General features: G+C 38.2%; 21 protein-coding genes and 1 tRNA gene. 11 read left to right on the plus strand and 11 right to left on the minus strand.

The annotated features are described in order from the left end of the window. Positions 1-49: 49 nt before the first annotated feature. Both HC176_RS11025 and HC176_RS11030 read right to left on the minus strand, forming a co-directional pair. Entirely contained in the window at positions 50-1,996 is a 1,947-nt protein-coding gene (locus HC176_RS11025) for a YgiQ family radical SAM protein (protein WP_167918266.1), read from the minus strand. Positions 1,997-2,077: 81 nt separating this feature from the next. Then, on the minus strand, positions 2,078-2,641 hold the full coding sequence (locus HC176_RS11030; RefSeq protein WP_167918268.1) for a type 1 glutamine amidotransferase domain-containing protein: 564 nt from the start codon (positions 2,639-2,641) through the stop codon (positions 2,078-2,080). Positions 2,642-2,927: 286 nt separating this feature from the next. On the opposite strand from HC176_RS11030, the gene rplM reads away from it, so the two are divergent. The 11 genes from rplM to HC176_RS11085 all read left to right on the plus strand — a co-directional run bounded on the left by rplM (position 2,928) and on the right by HC176_RS11085 (position 14,882). Beyond that, positions 2,928-3,383: a 50S ribosomal protein L13 gene (gene rplM, locus HC176_RS11035; RefSeq protein WP_167918270.1), complete on the plus strand. Its 456-nt coding sequence runs from the start codon at positions 2,928-2,930 to the stop codon at positions 3,381-3,383. Then, on the plus strand, positions 3,383-3,769 hold the full coding sequence (gene rpsI, locus HC176_RS11040; RefSeq protein WP_167918273.1) for a 30S ribosomal protein S9: 387 nt from the start codon (positions 3,383-3,385) through the stop codon (positions 3,767-3,769). The genes rplM and rpsI overlap by 1 nt, the downstream gene beginning before the upstream one ends. Positions 3,770-3,950: 181 nt before the next feature. Beyond that, a complete protein-coding gene (gene rpsB / locus HC176_RS11045; protein ID WP_167918275.1) occupies positions 3,951-4,712 on the plus strand; it encodes a 30S ribosomal protein S2 in 762 nt (253 codons plus the stop codon). Positions 4,713-4,798: 86 nt separating this feature from the next. Continuing rightward, positions 4,799-5,773, plus strand: coding sequence for a translation elongation factor Ts (gene tsf / locus HC176_RS11050; RefSeq protein WP_167918277.1), 975 nt, complete (start codon positions 4,799-4,801; stop codon positions 5,771-5,773). A 183-nt stretch (positions 5,774-5,956) separates the two neighbouring features. Beyond that, a complete protein-coding gene (gene pyrH / locus HC176_RS11055) occupies positions 5,957-6,664 on the plus strand; it encodes a UMP kinase (protein WP_167918279.1) in 708 nt (235 codons plus the stop codon). A 48-nt stretch (positions 6,665-6,712) separates the two neighbouring features. Continuing rightward, positions 6,713-7,270: a ribosome recycling factor gene (gene frr / locus HC176_RS11060; protein WP_167918280.1), complete on the plus strand. Its 558-nt coding sequence runs from the start codon at positions 6,713-6,715 to the stop codon at positions 7,268-7,270. A gap of 58 nt (positions 7,271-7,328) precedes the next feature. Beyond that, the gene (locus HC176_RS11065) at positions 7,329-8,600 is read left to right on the plus strand and encodes a hypothetical protein (protein ID WP_167918282.1); all 1,272 of its coding nucleotides are present in this window, start codon (positions 7,329-7,331) and stop codon (positions 8,598-8,600) included. 210 nt (positions 8,601-8,810) lie between these two features. Further along, positions 8,811-11,204: an efflux RND transporter permease subunit gene (locus tag HC176_RS11070; RefSeq protein WP_167918284.1), complete on the plus strand. Its 2,394-nt coding sequence runs from the start codon at positions 8,811-8,813 to the stop codon at positions 11,202-11,204. Between the two features lie 91 nt (positions 11,205-11,295). Beyond that, the gene (asnS, locus tag HC176_RS11075; protein WP_167918286.1) at positions 11,296-12,729 is read left to right on the plus strand and encodes an asparagine--tRNA ligase; all 1,434 of its coding nucleotides are present in this window, start codon (positions 11,296-11,298) and stop codon (positions 12,727-12,729) included. A gap of 87 nt (positions 12,730-12,816) precedes the next feature. Next, the gene (rpoN, locus tag HC176_RS11080; RefSeq protein ID WP_167918288.1) at positions 12,817-14,277 is read left to right on the plus strand and encodes an RNA polymerase factor sigma-54; all 1,461 of its coding nucleotides are present in this window, start codon (positions 12,817-12,819) and stop codon (positions 14,275-14,277) included. Continuing rightward, positions 14,277-14,882: a hypothetical protein gene (locus HC176_RS11085; protein ID WP_167918290.1), complete on the plus strand. Its 606-nt coding sequence runs from the start codon at positions 14,277-14,279 to the stop codon at positions 14,880-14,882. The genes rpoN and HC176_RS11085 overlap by 1 nt, the downstream gene beginning before the upstream one ends. A 4-nt stretch (positions 14,883-14,886) precedes the next feature. On the opposite strand, the gene HC176_RS11090 is transcribed toward HC176_RS11085, so the two are convergent. The 9 genes from HC176_RS11090 to HC176_RS11130 form a co-directional block, all read right to left on the minus strand. Further along, positions 14,887-15,306, minus strand: a complete 420-nt coding sequence (locus tag HC176_RS11090; protein WP_167918292.1) for a hypothetical protein — start codon at positions 15,304-15,306, stop codon at positions 14,887-14,889. 22 nt (positions 15,307-15,328) lie between these two features. After that, positions 15,329-16,018: a porin family protein gene (locus HC176_RS11095; protein ID WP_167918294.1), complete on the minus strand. Its 690-nt coding sequence runs from the start codon at positions 16,016-16,018 to the stop codon at positions 15,329-15,331. 91 nt (positions 16,019-16,109) lie between these two features. Further along, positions 16,110-16,586, minus strand: a complete 477-nt coding sequence (locus HC176_RS11100; protein WP_167918296.1) for an ExbD/TolR family protein — start codon at positions 16,584-16,586, stop codon at positions 16,110-16,112. A 22-nt stretch (positions 16,587-16,608) separates the two neighbouring features. Continuing rightward, complete coding sequence (locus HC176_RS11105; RefSeq protein WP_167918298.1) at positions 16,609-17,193, minus strand: ExbD/TolR family protein; 585 nt, start codon at positions 17,191-17,193, stop codon at positions 16,609-16,611. Between the two features lie 3 nt (positions 17,194-17,196). Next, entirely contained in the window at positions 17,197-17,628 is a 432-nt protein-coding gene (locus tag HC176_RS11110; protein ID WP_167918300.1) for a hypothetical protein, read from the minus strand. 23 nt (positions 17,629-17,651) lie between these two features. Then, positions 17,652-18,428, minus strand: coding sequence for a MotA/TolQ/ExbB proton channel family protein (locus HC176_RS11115; protein ID WP_167918302.1), 777 nt, complete (start codon positions 18,426-18,428; stop codon positions 17,652-17,654). 73 nt (positions 18,429-18,501) lie between these two features. Continuing rightward, a tRNA-Ser gene (locus HC176_RS11120) sits at positions 18,502-18,589 on the minus strand. A gap of 75 nt (positions 18,590-18,664) precedes the next feature. Beyond that, a complete protein-coding gene (locus HC176_RS11125; RefSeq protein WP_167918304.1) occupies positions 18,665-19,699 on the minus strand; it encodes an asparaginase in 1,035 nt (344 codons plus the stop codon). 3 nt (positions 19,700-19,702) lie between these two features. Beyond that, positions 19,703-20,473: a TatD family hydrolase gene (locus HC176_RS11130; protein WP_167918306.1), complete on the minus strand. Its 771-nt coding sequence runs from the start codon at positions 20,471-20,473 to the stop codon at positions 19,703-19,705. Positions 20,474-20,529: the final 56 nt, after the last annotated feature.

Genomic DNA, 20,529 nt, shown 5'->3' on the forward strand with positions numbered 1-20,529 from the left:
GCCATTCCTGTAATGACGTTCGTAGATTATAATTCCTTAAAAACCCTTTTTACTTTCGTTTATTTCTTTTCTTGTATTTAACCTTGTTTTTCCTTTGGTTAAAAGGCACTGCATCGTCAAAAGTATGCTTGGGTTTACCCGGTTTATTTTTGCGCCAATTGTCGTTTTCTGGAAGAAGTTTTTTAAGCAAATCCTGTCGCCCAAGTTTGTTCAGTGTTTTTTTAATCCATGCTTTGTTTTCGTCTTTGTACCAAAAGAAAAATCGGTGCTGCTCGTCCTTCTCCTTTCGGGTTTTCGGCGTATTTACTTTTTGAAGCGTGTAAGGGTGATATCCGCTGTAATAAATCACCGTAGCCACGGTCATGGGTGTTGGCGTAAAGCCTTGCACCTGCTCCAATTGGAAGCCCATATCTTTGGTCTCGGCCGCAAGGTTGGCCATATCTTCGGCTTCGCAAGCCGGGTGGTTGGAAATAAAATACGGAATCAACTGAAGCTTCAACTTATGCTTGTTGTTGATTTTATCGAAACGGTCTTTAAACTTATGAAAATAACTAAAAGATGGTTTCCGCATCAATTTCAAAACCGGATCACTGGTATGTTCGGGTGCTACTTTTAGCCTACCCGACACGTGTTTGGTCATCACCTCTTCGGTATAATCGTCTAACTCTTTAGGGTCGGCATTTTTATTGAATTCCGGCACCAACATATCGTGGCGTATTCCGCTTCCGATAAATGATTTTTTTACTTTCGGATGGCTATCAACGGCCTGATATAATTCTGTTAGCGGTTTGTGCGAAGTATCTAAATTGCTACATATAACTGGTGAAATACAACTCGGTGCGACACACTTGTCGCAAATTGATTGTATTTTTCCTTTCATTTTATACATATTCGCACTTGGGCCACCAATATCAGATAAATACCCTTTGAAATCGGGCATATTCGCCACCGTATCGACTTCCTTTAAAATAGATTCTTTGCTACGCGATGCAATAAACTTGCCTTGATGCGCCGAAATGGTACAAAAACTGCAACCACCAAAACACCCGCGATGGATGTTGATGGAAAATTTAATCATTTCGAAGGCCGGGATAGGGCCTCGTTTATTGTATTTTGGGTGCGGCAAACGCGTGTACGGCAAATCGAAAGAAGCATCGATTTCCTCTTCGGTCATGGTTGGATAGGGTGGATTAATCATCAACACCTTATTCCCTACTTTCTGAAAAATGCGTCGCGCCGCCAATTTATTGGATTCCTGCTCAATTACCTTAAAGTTTGAGGCATAGGCCTTTTTATCTTTTAAACAGGTTTCGTGTGAAGCAATTTCTACATCTTCCCAATTCTTGTTCTTCGGGATATCGGCTTCATTATTCAAAAGTACCGCCGTTTGGTTTACGGTGTTTATACTTTCAAAAGGCACCCCTTTTTCGAGCAAGCGCACAATTTCACGAAGTGGTTGTTCGCCCATGCCGTACACCAGCATATCGGCTTTCGAGGTTTCCAAAATAGTTGGCATCAGTTGGTCGCTCCAATAATCGTAGTGCGTAACCCGGCGTAACGAGCCTTCAATCCCGCCAATCAACACAGGAGTATCTGGCCATTTTTCCTTTAAGATTTTACTATAAACGGTTGATGCATAATCGGGACGGAAACCAATATCGCCGTTGGGGGTGTAAGCATCTTTATCGCGGCGCTTTTTATTGGCGTTGTAATTACTAATCATAGGATCCATGCAACCTCCCGTAACCCCAAAAAACAGTCGGGGTTTTCCCAATTTTACAAAATCCTGAAGATTATCGTTCACATTAGGCTGCGGCACAATAGCCACTTTAAGCCCAAAGCTTTCCAACAACCGCCCAATTACGGCCGGCCCAAATGTGGGATGATCCACATAAGCATCGCCGCTAAACAGGATAACATCAAGTTCTTCCCATCCGCGAATCTTTACCTCTTTGTTTGTGGTGGGTAACCAATCTGAAAGTTTTAACTCTTGCATAGCGATGCAAAAATACGTAAAAATAAAAGAGCAGAATCTTAAATTAAGACTCTGCTCTTTAATTAGTTATTTTAAATTGGATTAAGCTGTTTGCATTTCGTGTTTACCTTCATAAACCTCTTCAACCAATTTCGAGTTGAATGCCGGCAAATCGTTAGGGTTTCTGCTGGTTACCAATCCTTCATCTACAACAACCTCTTGATCTACCCAATGGGCGCCTGCATTTTTAATATCGGTTTTAATAGAATCGTAAGAAGTCACTTTTCTTCCCTGTAATACATCGGCTTCCGCCAACAACCAAGGTGCATGGCAAATGGCGCCGACTGGTTTTTTATTTTCAAAAAACGATTTCACAAAACCTATTGCCTTTTCATTTTTTCTGAGCAAGTCAGGGTTAATTACCCCGCCTGGAAGCATCAAAGCATTGTAATCGCTGTGGGTCACTTCATCTACAGTTTTATCTACCTGATAGGTTTCACTGCTCCAATTGCCGTTGGTCCAACCTTTAATTTCTCCTTTTTCAAGAGAAACAATGTGAACATTGGCACCGGCTTCTTCCAAAGCTTTTTTAGGTTCTTTTAATTCACTTTCTTCAAATCCATTGGTTGCTAAAATTGCAACGGTCTTTTTCTTTAAATCTTCCATTTGTAAATTATTTTTAGTTATTATTTTGCATTTATCTAAAGATACATATGTTCTTTACAATGCCCAAAGCTAGCAGTGTGTTTAACCAAAGCTTAACAGGTTTTGTTAACATCTATTAAATTATCGATTTTAAACCAACAGAAAATCAGTGCTTCCCACAATCTGAGGTATCCAAAAATCTGGTTTAAAATAATATAGCTTCACTATTTGGTAATCAAATATATAATCGTAAATTTGCAAACTCTTTTTGAGAGAGGAATGTTTAATAATTAAAAAATCAATTAGTGTGGACACATTAAGCTACAAAACGATTTCGGCCAACAAAGCTACTGTAAATAAAGAGTGGGTTGTTGTTGATGCTGAAGGTCAGGCGCTTGGTCGTTTAGCTTCTAAAGTTGCAAAACTTTTAAGAGGTAAACACAAGCCAAACTTCACACCTCATGTTGATTGTGGTGATAACGTAATTGTTATCAACGCAGACAAAGTCACTTTATCTGGTAACAAATGGAACGACAAAACGTACATTCGTCACACTGGATATCCAGGAGGTCAAAGAAGTTTAACTGCTACCGAATTGTACGGAAAAGATCCTGCAAGAGTAGTAGAGAAATCAGTAAAAGGAATGTTACCTAAAAACAAATTAGGTGCCGATTTATTCCGTAACCTAACTGTTGTTGTTGGTACAGAGCACAAACACGAAGCCCAAAAGCCAAAAGCAATCAATTTAAACGAATTTAATTAATGGAAGTAATTCACAAAATCGGCCGTAGAAAGACGGCTGTTGCTCGTGCTTATGTTGCTGCTGGAAGCGGAAACATAACGATTAACAAAAAAGACATAGCTAATTACTTTACTACAGCTACTTTACAGTACAAAGTAAAGCAACCATTAACTATGACTAACAATGAAAGCAACTTTGATATTACCGTAAATGTATATGGAGGTGGTATTACTGGACAAGCGGAAGCTGTACGTTTAGCCATTTCGCGCGCTATGTGCGAAGTAGATGCAGAAAACAGAGGCATCCTTAAGCCAGAAGGTTTGTTAACAAGAGATCCAAGAATGGTAGAGCGTAAGAAATTCGGTCAGAAGAAAGCGCGTAAGAAATTCCAGTTCTCTAAACGTTAATATCATTTTCATTGCAATGCCGCGTTTCGGCGCTGCATTTCACTATTATCAAAAATTAAACACAGTTATTGTTGTACTAGTTGAAAAGACTAGAATTAGTTTAGCATCTAAATGATTGAGGCGAATTTTAAAAATGACCACTTAATCATTGCTAATTCAACAGAACGTAAACTATTAAAAAATGGCAGTAGAAGTAAAAGAATTACTGGAAGCAGGTGTACATTTTGGACACCTTACACGTAAGTGGGACCCAAACATGGCGCCTTACGTATATATGGAGCGTAACGGCATCCATATCATTAACCTATATAAAACAGCGGCTAAAATTGACGAGGCCGGGGCAGCTCTTGCAAAAATTGCAGCTTCAGGACGTAAAATTTTATTCGTTGCCACTAAAAAACAAGCAAAAGATATTGTTGCTGAAAAAGCTGGCGATATTAACATGCCTTACATCACAGAAAGATGGCCAGGTGGTATGTTAACTAACTTCGTTACGATTAGAAAAGCCGTAAAGAAAATGGCTTCTATCGATAGAATGAAGAAAGACGGTACTTTCAACACATTATCTAAAAAAGAACGTTTACAAGTAGACCGTTTAAGAGCTAAGTTAGAGAAAAACTTAGGTTCTATTAGCGACATGACTCGTTTACCAGGTGCATTGTTTGTTGTAGATATTAAGCGTGAGCACATCGCGATTAAAGAAGCTCAAAAATTAAACATTCCAATCTTTGCAATGGTTGATACCAACTCTGATCCACGTCAAGTTGATTACGTAATCCCTGCAAACGACGATGCTTCAAAATCAATCGATAAAATTTTATCTCACGTAACTGCAGCCATCTCAACTGGCTTGGCCGAGCGTAAAGCTGAAAAAGAAGCTTCAGCGTCAGACAAAGAAGCCCCTAAAGCTAAAAAAGCGGTTGCCGCAAACGAAGAAGAATAAAATAACATTAATAAAACATGATTAAGTCGTTTGATGCTTTTCTTTGTGGAAATCAATTGAACGACTTTTTTAAATTATAAATCACTATGAGTACTACAGTAAAAGTTACAGCAGCTGAAGTAAACAAATTAAGACAAGCTACCGGTGCAGGTATGATGGACTGTAAAAAAGCGCTTGTTGAGGCTGAAGGCGATTTCGATAAAGCTATCGAAGTATTGCGTAAAAAAGGACAAAAAGTAGCAGAAAAAAGAGCCGACAGAGAATCTTCTGAAGGAGCTGCTGTTGCTAAAGTTAATGCAGACCAAACCGCTGGTGTTGCCATCGTTTTGGGTTGCGAAACAGACTTTGTTGGTAAAAACGAAAACTTCTTGGCTTTAGCTAACGATTTGGCAGAGCTTGCTTTAAACTACAACTCTAAGGAAGAGTTTTTAGCTGCCGATTTTAACGGTATGAGCGTTGCCGATAAATTGGTTGAGCAAACTGGTGTGATTGGTGAAAAATTAGACATCAACGCTTTTGAAAAATTAGAAGCACCTTACGTTGGTTCTTACGTTCACATCAATAAAATTGCTGCTTTGGTAGGTTTAACTGCAAAAGTTGACAACGCCGATGTTTTGGTAAAAGACGTTGCTATGCAAGTCGCTTCAATGGGAGCCACTACTTTGTCTTACAAAGATTTCGACCCAGCTTACATCGCTTCTGAAACTGAAGCTAGAATTGCAGTCATCGAAAAAGAAAACATCGAATTGGGCCGTTTAGGAAAAACTCTTAAAAATGTACCACAATACATTTCTATGGCGCAATTAACTCCTGAAGTATTAGCTGAAGCTGAAGAAGAAGCTAAAGCTCAATTAGCTGCTGAAGGAAAACCAGAAAAAATCTGGGGTAACATTTTACCAGGAAAAATGCAACGTTTTGTTTCAGACAACACTACTTTAGATCAAGAGCAATGCTTATTGGATCAAAAGTTCATTAAAGATGAAAAGAAAACTGTTGCTGAATACGTTTCGTCTTATGGCGAAGTTGAAATCGCTGGTTTCAAACGTGCTACAGTAGGATAATTAATTCCTTCACTTAAAAGGAGAATCTCCAATAACAAAAGCCACTATTCTATTTTAGGATAGTGGCTTTTTTATATCCTATAATGTCATTATTTCAAATAAAAATTGTCCAATTTCCGCAGTTCTAAAAATTCAAATCAAAAAAAATTTGCTTAGTTTTGCACAACTTCTTTAATAAAACACATGAAATATAAAAGAATACTCCTCAAACTATCTGGTGAAGCCTTAATGGGAAGTCGGCAGTACGGTATCGACCCAGACCGATTGGCCGAATATGCACAAGACATTAAAACCATTACCGATAAAGGTATAGAAGTAGCCATAGTTATTGGGGGCGGAAACATTTTTAGGGGTGTTGCCGGAGCCAGCAAAGGCATGGATCGCGTTCAAGGCGATCACATGGGCATGCTTGCTACCGTAATTAACGGACTGGCTTTACAAGGTGCTTTGGAAGATATTGATATTCCTACCCGATTACAAACTGCCATAAAAATTAATGAAGTGGCCGAGCCTTTTATTAGAAGAAAAGCCATGCGCCATTTGGAAAAAGGTCGTGTAGTTATTTTTGGAGGCGGAACCGGAAACCCGTATTTCACCACCGATTCTGCAGCGGTACTACGCGCCATTGAAATTGAGGCCGATGTGATTTTAAAAGGCACGCGTGTTGATGGCATTTACAACGCCGATCCAGAAAAAGACACCACTGCCGTTAAATTCAACTCCCTTTCATTTGACGACGTTCTAAGAAAAGGATTAAAAGTAATGGATACCACGGCTTTCACACTAAGCCAAGAAAACAAGCTACCTATTATTGTTTTCGATATGAACACCAAAGGGAACCTTCTTAAGGTTGTTTCTGGCGAAAACATTGGTACTGAAGTAAACGTATAATTTGGCGTAATTTTTGAATGGTTAATTTTCAACTAAAAGCTTAAAAAGATGAACGAAGACATACAATTTATATTAGACGGTGCTAAAGAATCTATGGATAACGCTATTAAGCACTTAAAAAAACAGTTCCTTAACATTCGTGCCGGCAAAGCCAGTCCTGCCATGCTAGGTAGTGTTATGGTAGATTATTACGGTTCGCAAACCCCGTTAAGTCAGGTTGCCAACGTTAACACACCCGACGGCAGAACCATTACCGTTCAACCTTGGGAAAAAGGCATGTTACAGGAAATTGAGCGCGGTATTGCTTACGCCAACCTTGGTTTCAACCCCATGAACAATGGCGAAACCATTATCATTAACGTACCACCTTTAACTGAAGAACGCAGACAAACTTTGGCAAAACAAGCTAAAGCTGAAGCTGAAGATGCCAAGGTAAGCATCCGTACGGCAAGAAAAGATGCTATGAACGACATCAAAAAATTAGATGACGTATCGGAAGATGTGAAAACCAACGCCGAAATAGACGTACAACAAATCACAGATAATTACGTTAAGAAAGTTGATGAGCTCTTTGACAATAAAGAAAAAGAAATCATGACAGTATAAATTAAGAAGCGGCAATTAAGTCGCTTTTTTTATAAACAGAATTATTTTAGGTTGTTCCATGCTAAAACGTTTTATTTTCCTACTCTTTGTTGGCGTTTCAAGCTTTGGAAACTCGCAAACCGATTATATTACCGAAACCACCATTCAGCAAGATTCGCTAAAAAAACGCCAATTCCTTCAAAGTATTGGTAACGGGTATTTCCCCTCAAAATATTTCAATGCCGATTTAAGGTATTTAATAAAATATAATCAATACGAAGGTGTGCGTACCGGACTTGGCGGAGTAACCAATAGTGCGTTTTCAGAAAAATATCGTCTGAACACCTACGTGGTTTATGGTTTTAGAGACCATCGCTTTAAGTACAGTTTTGGTGGCGGTTTTAGGGTTTCAGAAAAAACAAATAGTTGGGTGAACCTTTCCTATACCGACGACTTACAAGAAACCGGCAGCACCAAATTTTTAACCGATGGCAGATTCTTTCAGTTTTTTGAGCCCCGCTTGCTTAATATAGACCTCTTCCATAGGCACATTACCAAAGCCATTTCGTTCAATCACGAAATACACCCTAAACTACTGTCCGAAACCGAGTTTTCAGTAAGCAATATTTTACCCACTTATAGATATGCTTATCAATTCAACAATACTACTATCAGTTCATTCGATTTGAGTATCGCCAAAGTTGCCTTGCAATGGGACCCGTTTAATAAAATTATAGCTTCAGAAACAGGAAAAACACAAACAAAACAGGGCTACCCAAAATTCACCCTGCAATACACCAAAAGCTTTAACAACCTTTTTAAAAGCAATTTGGAGTTTTCAAAAGTCGACTTCAGGACGCTTTATAAATTCGGGGACGAAAACGATACGTTTTCAGAAATTACATTAGTTTCGGGCATCGCCAATGGCAACACCCCAATTACGCATTTGTATCACGCCTACCCCAATAATATCACCAAAGAAACCATTTTACAACGTTTTTCGGTTGCCGGTTTAAACAGTTTTGAAACCATGTATTTCAATGAGTTTTTCTCCGATAAATTTGCGACCGTTCAATTCAAACATTTTTTAAGACCGTTTAACATTTCCGAACGTTTTAAGCCCCAAATGGTTTTAATTACCCGATATGCTATTGGAGATATGGCTCAGCCAGAAAGGCATCAAAATATCAGTTTTAATTCCCTCAAAAAAGGCTACACCGAATCGGGTTTCGAACTCAACAAGTTACTCTTTGGTTTCGGTATTAGTTTCACCTACCGTTATGGGGCATACCATTTGCCGCAAATTGACGATAATGTGGCTTTTAAATTTACATTTAACGTCACTTTATAAAGTTTTGCAGTGGTTTTTTCTACCTTTGCGCAACTTTTTATTAAGAGCCTGTTTGAATTTATATGATTGACTTTTTCGATAGGTCATTTTTGATGCAGAATGAGGCAAAATTGAAGATAATAGCCAAAGCTACTTGATGAAATTTTAACGAAATTATGAGCAAAAAGGGGCATAGAAAAACGATTGATATGAATTTAAACAGGCTCTAGCATGTTAAAACTTTTCACAAAAGACTTTTGGGATGTTGTTGCGCGATTGATTTTACGCAATAAAATTATTATTCTCGCAGCGATAATCGTAGCGACATTTTTACTATCCCAAAAATGGGAAAACATGCGCTTTACCTATACCGAAGCCAATCTCCTGCCTGACGACCATGAGGTTAATTTGGTGTACAACAATTTTTTAAAAACCTTTGGGGAAGAGGGCAATTTAATAGTACTTGGCGTTAAGGACAGTAGTCTTTTTTCGGTGGAAAAATTGAACGCCTGGAATCAACTTGCACACAGCTTTAAATCGGACGAGGCTGTAGAAACGGTCATTTCGATAAAAGACCTTCAAAAACTGGTAAAGGATACCGAAAGCGAAAAGTTTAAACTGAAACCTTTTATACAGGGTGAAATTTCTTCATTAGCCGAGATTGACACCCTTCAAAGCGAACTTTTTGAAAAATATCCTTTTTACGACAACTTCCTTTTTAATAAAGACACCAAAACTATTCGTAGTGCTATCTACCTAAAAAAGGACATTGTTAATACTGCGGCCCGAAAGGACTTTGTAATCGATGTACTTTTACCAAAAATTGAAGCCTTTAAAGCCACACACAATCTAGATGTAAAGGTTTCTGGCATGCCCTACATTCGTACCTTAAACGCCCAACTTATTGTAGATGAAATTGGGTGGTTTGTAGGTGTGGCCCTTTTGGTAACCTCAATCATTTTCTTTTTCTTTTTTAGATCCTTTAGAGCTACTTTTATTTCGCTTATTGTGGTATGTATTGGTGTAATGTGGACCTTGGGCATTATTGGGGCACTCAACTACGAAATTACTGTACTCACAGCGCTTATTCCGCCGTTAATTATCGTTATTGGTATTCCCAACTGTATTTTCCTCATTAATAAATATCAACATGAGGTTAAGCTGCATGGCAACAAAGTAAAATCGTTACAACGTGTTATTACGAAAATTGGTAACGCCACATTAATGACCAACGTTACCACGGCTTCGGGTTTTGCCACATTCATTTTAACAGAAAGCAAATTGCTGAAGGAATTTGGTGTGGTAGCCTCATTAAGTATTTTGGCCATTTTTATCCTTTGCCTGCTCATCATCCCCATTATTTACACCTTTTTGCCGTTCCCAAAAGATCGCCACTTAGAGCACCTTAACAAACGTTGGATTGGCGGTTTTGTAGATTGGATGGAACGCATGGTAAGGCAACGACGAATCACCATTTATTTTACGGCGGTTATTTTGTTGGCCATTAGCATTATTGGCATATACCAAATCAAAATTTCGGGGAGTTTGATTGAAGACATGCCGCAGGATTCTGAATTTGTTCAAGACATTCGTTTCTTCGAGGAAGAATTTAACGGCATTATGCCTTTGGAAATTATGGTCGATACCAAGCGTAAAAAAGGCGTGATGAAACTCTCTACTTTGAAACGCATGGACGAACTGGAGGAATTGATTGTTGAAACACCCGAGCTTTCTAAACCTATTTCGGTGGTGGGCTTGGTAAAATATTCCAAACAGGCTTATTACAATGGCAAACCCAAATATTACCAACTACCCACCTCACAGGAAAACAACTTTATTTTATCGTATGCCAAAAACTCATCTTCAAATGTAGATTTGCTCAATAATTTTGTGGATAGCACTGGGCAATACGCTCGTATCACCACTTTTATGAAAGACATTGGCACCGATAAAATGGAACGTATTGAAGAAAACCTTCAAACGAAAATCGATAAGGTTTTCCCGAAAGAACGCTACAATGTCACGATGACCGGAAAAGCGCTCGTGTTTCAAAAAGGCACCAAATATTTGGTTAAAAACCTAGCCATTTCATTGTCTTTGGCCATTCTTTTAATTGCTTTGTTCATGGCCTATATGTTCCGCTCGGCAAGAATGATTATTGTATCGCTCATACCAAACCTTCTTCCATTACTGGTAACGGCAGGTTTAATGGGGTACTTGGGGGTTCCTATAAAACCATCAACTATTTTGGTGTTTAGTATTGCCTTTGGTATTTCGGTAGATGATACCATCCACTTTTTGGCCAAATACCGTCAAGAATTGCAAGCCAACAAATGGAAAATAAAAGTCTCCGTTTACGGTGCACTGCGCGAAACGGGCGTGAGCATGTTTTATACTTCTATCGTGCTCTTTTTTGGCTTTTCGGTATTTACAATTTCCAGTTTCGGAGGTACGGTAGCTTTGGGTGCTTTGGTTTCGGCCACTTTGCTTTTCGCTATGTTGTCTAATTTACTACTTCTTCCATCTTTACTGCTATCTTTAGAACGTAATATTGCCAACAAGCAAGTCTTAAGAAAGCCATCCATCAATATTATTCCCGAGGAGGACGAAGACGAAAAAATCTAAAGTATACGCCAAAAATCTGTTACTTTTTTAGAATTCGTAATTTGACTTTTCTTCTTTTAAACCGTTATATTTACCATATAAATTTAAAGGTATGCAATCTAAAACAGTTAAACAGCTATTAACCGAAGATATTGTTACACCAGATGTTGAAGTAAAAGGTTGGGTAAGAACCTTTAGGGCCAATCGATTTATAGCCCTAAACGACGGATCTACGCTAAACAACATTCAATGCGTTGTAGATTTTGAACATTTTGACGAAGCTACCCTAAAGCGTATTACCACCGGAGCCGCAATCCACGTAAAAGGCGAGTTGGTAGAGAGTCAAGGCAAAGGGCAAAACGTTGAAATTCAGGCCCAGGAATTGATTATTTTAGGCGATTCGGATCCAGAAAAATACCCTATACAGCCCAAAAAACATTCTTTCGAATTTTTAAGGGAAAACGCCCATTTACGAACCCGAACAAACACCTTTAGTGCCGTAATGCGACTACGATCGGCATTATCGTTTGCCATTCACAAATATTTTAACGACAACGGGTTTTACTACATGCACTCGCCCATTATTACGGGTAGCGATGCCGAAGGCGCTGGCGAAATGTTTCAGGTAACCAGTTTGGATTTAAAAAATCCACCAAAAGACGATAGCGGAAATATCGATTATTCTGAAGACTTCTTCGGAAAAGAAACCAATTTAACGGTATCCGGACAGTTGGAAGCTGAAACCTACGCCATGTCACTGGGTAAAGTGTACACTTTTGGCCCCACGTTTCGTGCCGAAAACTCGAACACCTCCCGGCATTTAGCAGAATTTTGGATGATTGAGCCCGAAGTGGCCTTTATGGATTTGGCGGGAAATATGGATTTAGCAGAAGATTTTATGAAATCGGTTATCCAATATATTTTAGATAACAACCGCGAAGATTTAGAATTTTTAGATAAACGCTTAAAAGACGAAGACAAAACCAAGCCACAGGCCGAACGCAGCAGTATGGGGCTTATCGAAAAGCTGAATTTTGTTACCGACAACCATTTTAAGCGTGTAAGCTATACCGAGGCTATCGATATTTTACGTAACAGTAAACCCAATAAAAAGAAAAAATTTAAATATTTAATAGACGATTGGGGCTGCGATTTACAGAGCGAGCACGAGCGTTTTCTGGTTGAAAAACACTTTAAGTGCCCCGTAATTCTGTTTGATTACCCGGCCAATATTAAAGCCTTTTATATGCGCCTTAATGACGATGGCAAAACCGTTCGTGCTATGGATATTCTTTTCCCAGGCATTGGCGAAATTGTTGGAGGTGCCCAACGTGAAGAACGGTTGGAAGTTTTAAAGCAGAAAATGGCCATTTTAGATATTCCGGAAGAAGAACTTTGGTGGTACCTCGATTTACGTAAATACGGTACTGCCGTCCACTCTGGCTTTGGTTTAGGTTTTGAGCGTTTGGTAATGTTTGCAACCGGCATGAGTAATATTAGAGATGTGATTCCGTTTCCGCGTACGCCACAAAATGCAGAATTTTAACAAAAAAATTAAAAAAAATGTAATTTGGCACGGCTTTGGAATAATATACCCTTTTTTTATCTTTGAGTAACAAGCCTTAATCAAAACATGCTTAAACAACAACTACAATTCAAATTATCACAAAAGCTATCGCCGCAGCAAATTCAATTAATGAAGTTGATACAGCTGCCTACGCAAGCTTTTGAGCAGCGCTTAAAGCAAGAGTTGGAAGAAAACCCTGCTTTGGAAGGTGGAAAGGATGATACCAGAGACGATTTGGATTCTGATTTTGATAATTCGGCAGACGAATACAATGACAACGAAACCATTGAAGCTGATGAAATAAATGTTGATGAATATTTAAGCGACGACGAAGTTCCCGACTATCGTACCCAAACCAATAATTACAGCAGTGATGACGACGACAAAACCATGCCCTATGCGGCAGGAACGTCCTTTACACAGCACTTGTTAAATCAGTTAAACACTTACCGATTAACTGACGAAGAACGCGATATTGCTGAATTTTTGGTAGGCAGCGTTGATGAAAGTGGTTATATAAGACGAAGTTTAAGCGATATTATGGACGATTTGGCTTTTACTCAAAACGTTTATACCACCGAAGAAAACATCGAAAAGGTACTTAAAAAAGTACACCAATTAGACCCTGCCGGTGTTGGGGCAAGAGATTTACAAGAATGTTTAAGCATACAATTACATCGTAAAGAAAAAAATGCCGATACCGATTTGGCCATTGACATTATCGATAATGCCTTTGACCAATTCACTAAAAAGCATTACAAAAAACTACTTCAAAAATTCGATATTACCGAAGAACAGCTTAAAGGTGCTATTTCTGAAATTGAGCATTTAAACCCGAAGCCAGGAGGTTCGTATTCTGGAAACAACCGCATTGTGGAACACGTAGTACCCGATTTTGCCATAAAAATAGTAGATGGCGAACTGGAACTTACCCTTAACGGAAGAAATGCTCCCGAATTGCATGTATCACGAGAATACAACAACATGTTAAAAGGGTACAAAGATGCTAAAGACAAATCGAAATCGCAGAAAGATGCCGTACTCTTTATCAAACAAAAACTAGACGCTGCCAAATGGTTTATTGAAGCTATTAAGCAACGCCAGCAAACCTTGTTTGTAACCATGAGTGCCATTATGCATTATCAAAAGGATTATTTTTTATCAGGCGACGAGCGCAATTTAAAGCCTATGATCCTTAAGGATATCGCAGACGAAATTAACATGGACGTCTCTACAGTTTCACGAGTGGCAAACAGCAAATACGTCGATACGCCCTACGGCACTATTTTGATAAAGGATTTGTTTTCAGAATCAATGAAAAACGATCAAGGTGAAGACGTTTCTACCCGCGAAATCAAAAAAATATTAGAAACCGTAATCGACGAAGAAAACAAGAGAAAACCTTTAACAGACGAAAATCTAGCATCTATATTAAAAGAAAAAGGCTACCCCATTGCCCGGCGTACTGTAGCGAAATACCGTGAGCAATTGGATATTCCAGTGGCTAGACTCCGTAAAAAAATATAATGGATAAACTTTTAAAAAGCATCTCGTATGTTTTTCATCCGCTTATTATGCCTTTGTTTGCGGCATGGTTTTATTTTGAAATATCGCCCAGATATATTTCATCTGAAGTGGTTTACGGTAAGCTAATTGCCCTTGGTATTTTAATGTTTATACTGCCCATTTTAATTTACTTTTTACTGAAAACCTTAGGAAGAGTAAGCAGTATTCACCTGCAAACCGCCCGCGAACGGATTTACCCTTTAATTCTGTACGGCTGTATTCTATTGCTTGTGTTACAGCGCATTGTAAAACCTTCGCTGTCCTCCGAACTTTATTTTTTCTTTATTGGGGTGCTCATTTCGAACATGGCCTGCTTATTAATGGCCCTTATCAAATTTAAGGTGAGTTTACACATGGTTGCTGTTTCTGGTGTATTTATGTTTTTTGTGGCGTTAAGCATCCATTTTAGCGTTAACCTAAACGGCACCATAGGCCTTATGTGCATCGTTATGGGCGCTGTTGCCACTTCACGCCTACATGTAAAGGCTCACGACTATAAAGAGCTTCTTTTCGGGGTTTTTATTGGTATTATACCACAACTTATTTTGGTAAATTATTGGCTGTAAAATACTAAAACGCCTCTTTCCAAGGCACAACAAAAAAACCTGCAAGTTTCCCTTCCAAATTTAGGACTGTTCGTATTTCAACCTTTTCATTAACTTCAAATTCTCCTTTAAACCTAAAAACATGATAGGTTTGATCTTCCTTAATTGCGAATATGGTATCTAATTCTAGGTTTTTGTAATTCCCAAAAGCCTGTTTTATTCTTTTGTACGATTCTTTTTGAACGGCTTCATTCAACCCCTGAATCATTCTTTCGGTTGCTTCTTCTTTAGTTAATTCATAAAATCCGCCTTCTTTCTGCGAAGAAAGTAATTTGTGTGATATGCTTTTAGCAAATTCAGCCTGATAATCATCCCCTTGTGCCTTTTCTCCGTATTGACAATTGACAAGCAACAATGCAAAAAATAAAAAGATTAGTTTTTTCATGTAAAAGTATTTAGAGTCCTAATCACAAAATATAAAACATCAAACCGATTTTGATGGCGCTCATATCGATGGTGCTCCCACTAAGTTGGGCATCGTTGTTAAAAATGGGATTTAAGGCATAATACAAATGAAAGTTCCAAGTGTTGTAACCAGCACTTAATGTTAAGCCATACTGAAGATTGTTAAAATCCGGATTGTCATTGTATTTAAAATCTCCCAAATCGCCTTTATGCTTATTGGTATTAACAAAAGAATATCCTAGCTTAAAACCGGTGTAAATGCGCCAAAAGTTATAATCGGTGGGTGTAGATGTTCGCCAACGGAGTTCTATGGGCAATTCTACAAGATGTGATGCAAACTTGTTTTTGTTATAGGTTTCTTTATCCTCAATAACACTATAATTGAATTCACCAGAATTTGATTTACTGATCAACAAATTTTCGTTAAATGAATTGGCCGAATAGCCCAAACCAACGCCAATGGCCCAAGTGCGACTTTTATTAACGGGCATATCTTTAATGAAACCTAAATTAAAGCCCAACGAAAAACCGCTTTGCTTTACGTTAGAAGGTTTATTGACCAATACGTTATACGTTATCCCGGCATAAAAATGGTCTTCTTTGTAAAGGGAATCAATTTCCTTAACCGATTGATCTTGGCTATACAAAGTACCAAAAACAAAAAAAAGTATGACTACAACAAATCGTTTCATGTAGAATGGGCATTATTGAACCAAATATAAAAAACAAAAAGGCGTTTTGAATATTCAAAACGCCTTTTTCTATAAAATTAAGAATGTAAAATTATTGGTTTTCAAGTACACTTCCTTTTTTTGTAGTGTAATTAATTTTTAGTGCATTAACTTTACGTAGTTCATATTTAATATCACCAATCAATCCCATATTGGCCTCACTGTCAACTTTTAATGCAGTGGTTAAAAACGGAACCAATTCTTCTCGTTTAGAAGCACGCTCTTCTGCGATAAACGAGGCAATATCACTTACATTGGCAAAATCGTCATTTAGCTGGATTCTAGCTTCGGTACCAAACTGCTTATAGTTGGCACTAGGCTTTCCTGCATAAATGTACATTACCAAATCTTTTTTATCAAGCTTTTCAACCTGATCGGCATAGGGCAGATTATTTTCAATTTTAAGGGTGTTTTGCCTCATTACAGTGGCTACCATAAAAAAGAATAATAACATGAATACGATATCTGGTAAAGCTGCAGTGTTTACAGCAGGTATATCGCCTCCCTTTTTCTTCTTAAATTTAGACATATTGTTGAATGTTAAATTTTATCTATTGTACTTCAGAAAGCTTTTGCGGATAATCAAGCTTTATCTGCTCGATTTGATCTTTAAGCTTTGTTTTGTTTCCAGGCCAATTTACGTCATTATAATTTGCTTCCATTTCAGCAAATGTTTGTCCGTAAAGCTCTTCTGCCCTTCTGTTTCTAAGTTCGTTATATGCTGCTACAAGCTCGTTTTGTACGGCGATATACGTTTTATAAGTCGTTTCACGCTCGTTCTTTAACGATATAATAGCTTTGTCTGGATTATCAGAAGAATCAGGATTCTTTTTACCCTTGCAAAAACTACATGATCCATCGCCTCCATTATCTAAAAATTCTTTGGCAGCTTCCCTTAAATCCTTTAACTCCATAATTTCATCTTCAACCAACAATTGGTCTTTACCATTCAAAAGCACGGTAAAGATGTTTTTTTGCTTGATGATAGGAGGTTCGGTTTCTTCAATAGGAGGCAACTTTCTATTTAATCCAGAATCGGTTTCAATAGTTGTTGTTACCAAAAAGAATATTAATAACAAGAAAGCAATATCGGCCATGGAGCCTGCATTTACTTCTGGTGCTGCTCTTTTCGCCATAATTTATCTGTTAAATATTTTTTTTGCTCCGCCGTATAACATCGATCCAATTGCCAAAACAGCAAGGATATAGAATGTATATAAACCAGCGCCCACAGTTTTAGATGTTGATTCGGTTACGTCTGCACCTTTATCTATAAACGGTTTTAAGTTTAAATCTGTACCCGATGATATACCATAAGAGATAAATACAATGGCCAAAAATACACCAACGGTAAGTAATGTTTTTTTAAGGTTACCGGCAAACAAGCCTTTGATAACAAACAATACTACCAATAAAAGCACAATACCTAAAACTGCATAGGCTACATACAGCATATTCCCGCTCATACTTTGTGCGCTTTCTTCATCACCAGCCATAATCATTAGTGCAAAAATGGCACCAATAATGGCTAGAGCGAAGGCTACTATTTTTAATATTTTATGTAAACCCATAATTTTTTAGTTTTCAATTATTATTACTTTTTATTTCTAATCAATAGATCCATTAACGTGATAGAAGCATCTTCCATATCGTTAACAATACTATCAATTTTAGCAATAATGTAATTGTAAAAAATTTGAAGGATAATTGCTACTACAAGACCAAATACTGTTGTTAAAAGTGCTACTTTAATACCACCTGCAACAAGTGATGGCTGCATATCTCCGGCAGCTTCAATTTTATCGAATGCTTGAATCATACCAATTACAGTACCCATGAAACCAAGCATTGGTGCCAAAGCGATAAATAATGAAATCCAAGATACGTTTTTCTCCAATTGTCCCATTTGAACACCACCGTAGGCTACGACAGCTTTTTCAGCAGCATCTATACCTTCGTCAGTTCTATCTAGTCCCTGATAGAAAATTGATGCAATAGGGCCTTTTGTGTTTCTACAAACTTCTTTTGCAGCCTCAACACCACCTGAAGCTAACGCATCTTCTACTTCTTGAGTTAACTTTTTTGTGTTTGTAGTTGAAAGGTTTAAAAAGATAATTCTTTCTATGGCAATGGCTAAACCTAAAATCAAACATAACAATACGATACCCATAAACCCAGGGCCTCCTTCAATAAAACGTTTCTTTAATTCTTGGTGAAAACCTAACGATTCTTCAGCTGGCGCTGTATCTTCTTCTTGAGTCACAGCTACTGTGGTTGTAACAGCGGTATTCGAGTTTGCAATGGTTGTTGCATTAGCCGTTCCAAATGCCATTATTCCTGTTATGGCTAGGATTGAAAATAATCTTTTCATGTTCTAAAATCTTAATTTTATTAGTTAAAGTGTTAAAGATATAAAAAAAAAGCAATTAAAAATAAAATAACAGCAGAGAGGAAGGGATTCGAACCCTCGATACGCTTTTGACGTATACACACTTTCCAGGCGTGCGCCTTCGACCACTCGGCCACCTCTCTGTATATTAATCATCTTAATTAACAGGGGTCAAATAACGAAAAAATCTTCGATTGCTAAAATTTTGAAAGTTAATTTTACGAGATTTCTCCGCACAGCGCAGTTTCATACGTGGTTTTGAACGTGTTACCGTTTACTGTATTTGTCCCCAATAAATACATCAATTTCGTCAATGCGGCCTCTGTAGTGATATCCTTACCCGAAACAACGCCAATTTCCTTTAACTCATTGCTAGTTTCGTAGTGCCCCATCATGACACTTCCACCTGGGCATTGTGTAACATTAATAATATGTATACCTTTTAAAATTTGTTCCTTTAAAATATCGACAAACCACTTTTGGGTGGTTGCATTACCTGCGCCATAAGTTTCAATGATGGCGCCTTTTAAGTTTGGTGTGCCAAAAATAGTTTTAACCACTGAATCCGAAATCCCGGGATACAACTTTATTAGGGCAATATTATTATCAAACGTTTTATTAATTTTTAACGCTTTGTCTGTTTTGGGCTGAAACAAATATTCCTTGTTCATTTTTAGATGCACACCCGATTCTGCCAACTCGGGATAATTCATCGAGGCGAACGCCTGAAAATGTTCGGCATTTAATTTTGTTGTACGGTTGCCGCGGTATAATTTATATTCAAAATACAAACACACTTCCTTTACAACGGGCCGACCGTTTTCCTGCAGCGATGCTAATTGAATCGACGTGATTAAATTCTCCTTGGCATCGGTACGTAAATCGCCAATGGGCAATTGCGACCCCGTAAAAATCACAGGTTTTGCCAAGTTTTCCAACATAAAACTTAATGCCGAAGCCGAATAGCTCATGGTATCACTGCCGTGAAGAACCACAAACCCATCGAACGCCTTGTAATTGCTTTCAATGATTTCGGCCATTTGCACCCAATATTCGGGATTCATGTTACTTGAATCAATCGGACTGTCAAAAGACGCGGTATCAATATGGCAATCCAATAGTTGGATTTCTGGAATGCGCGTTAACAGATTTTTAAAATTGAATGCTTTGAGCGAACCTGTTTCAGCATCTTTCACCATACCAATGGTGCCTCCTGTATATATAAGGAGTATGTTCGGTTTTTTGTTCTTCATAAATTATATGCCAAAAACGTCTTTTGAATTCTTGGTTGTAATTTCGGCAATTTCTTCGACAGACCTATTATATATGTCCGCTAATTTTTCCAACACCTTTATAATATATACACTTTCGTTTCGCTTGCCGCGGAAAGGGGTTGGTGCTAAATAAGGCGCATCGGTTTCCAAAACAATGTGCTTTAAGTCTATTTCATTGAGAAATTTATCAATTTTCCCATTTTTGAAAGTCGCCACGCCGCCAATGCCCAGCTTCATATTATACGACAGCGCTTGGTGTGCTTGCTCCAACGTTCCGGTGAAGCAGTGAAAGACCCCGAATAAATCATCACTTTTCTCCTCTTCCAAAACTTCAAAAATGGCATCGAAAGCCTCTCGACAATGAATCACAATAGGTAAGCTGTATTGTTTTGCCAATTGAATTTGGCGTTTGAATGCTTTTTTTTGAATCTCTAAAGTCGATTTATCCCAATACAAATCAATACCCGTTTCGCCAACGGCGTAAAATTTTCGTTGCCCCAAAAGCTCCTCAACGTGCTTCAACTCCTCCTCCCAACTTTCGGGTTTTACGTGCGTAGGATGCAAGCCGGTCATTAAAAAAATGTTCTCCGGAAAGTCTTTTTCCAACTGAAGCATGGCCTCGGTATATTCAGAATCGATGGCAGGAATAAAAAACCGTGACACGCCTTGGCCTATGGCTCTGTTTATCATTTCACTTCGGTCGTCATCAAAAGCTTCGCTATATAAATGGGTGTGGGTGTCTGTAATTATCATGGTGCAAAAATATAAAAGCCACTTGTATTAAAGCGGCTTTGCAAAATCTATTTTGG

This window comes from Tamlana crocina (genome assembly GCF_012037625.1).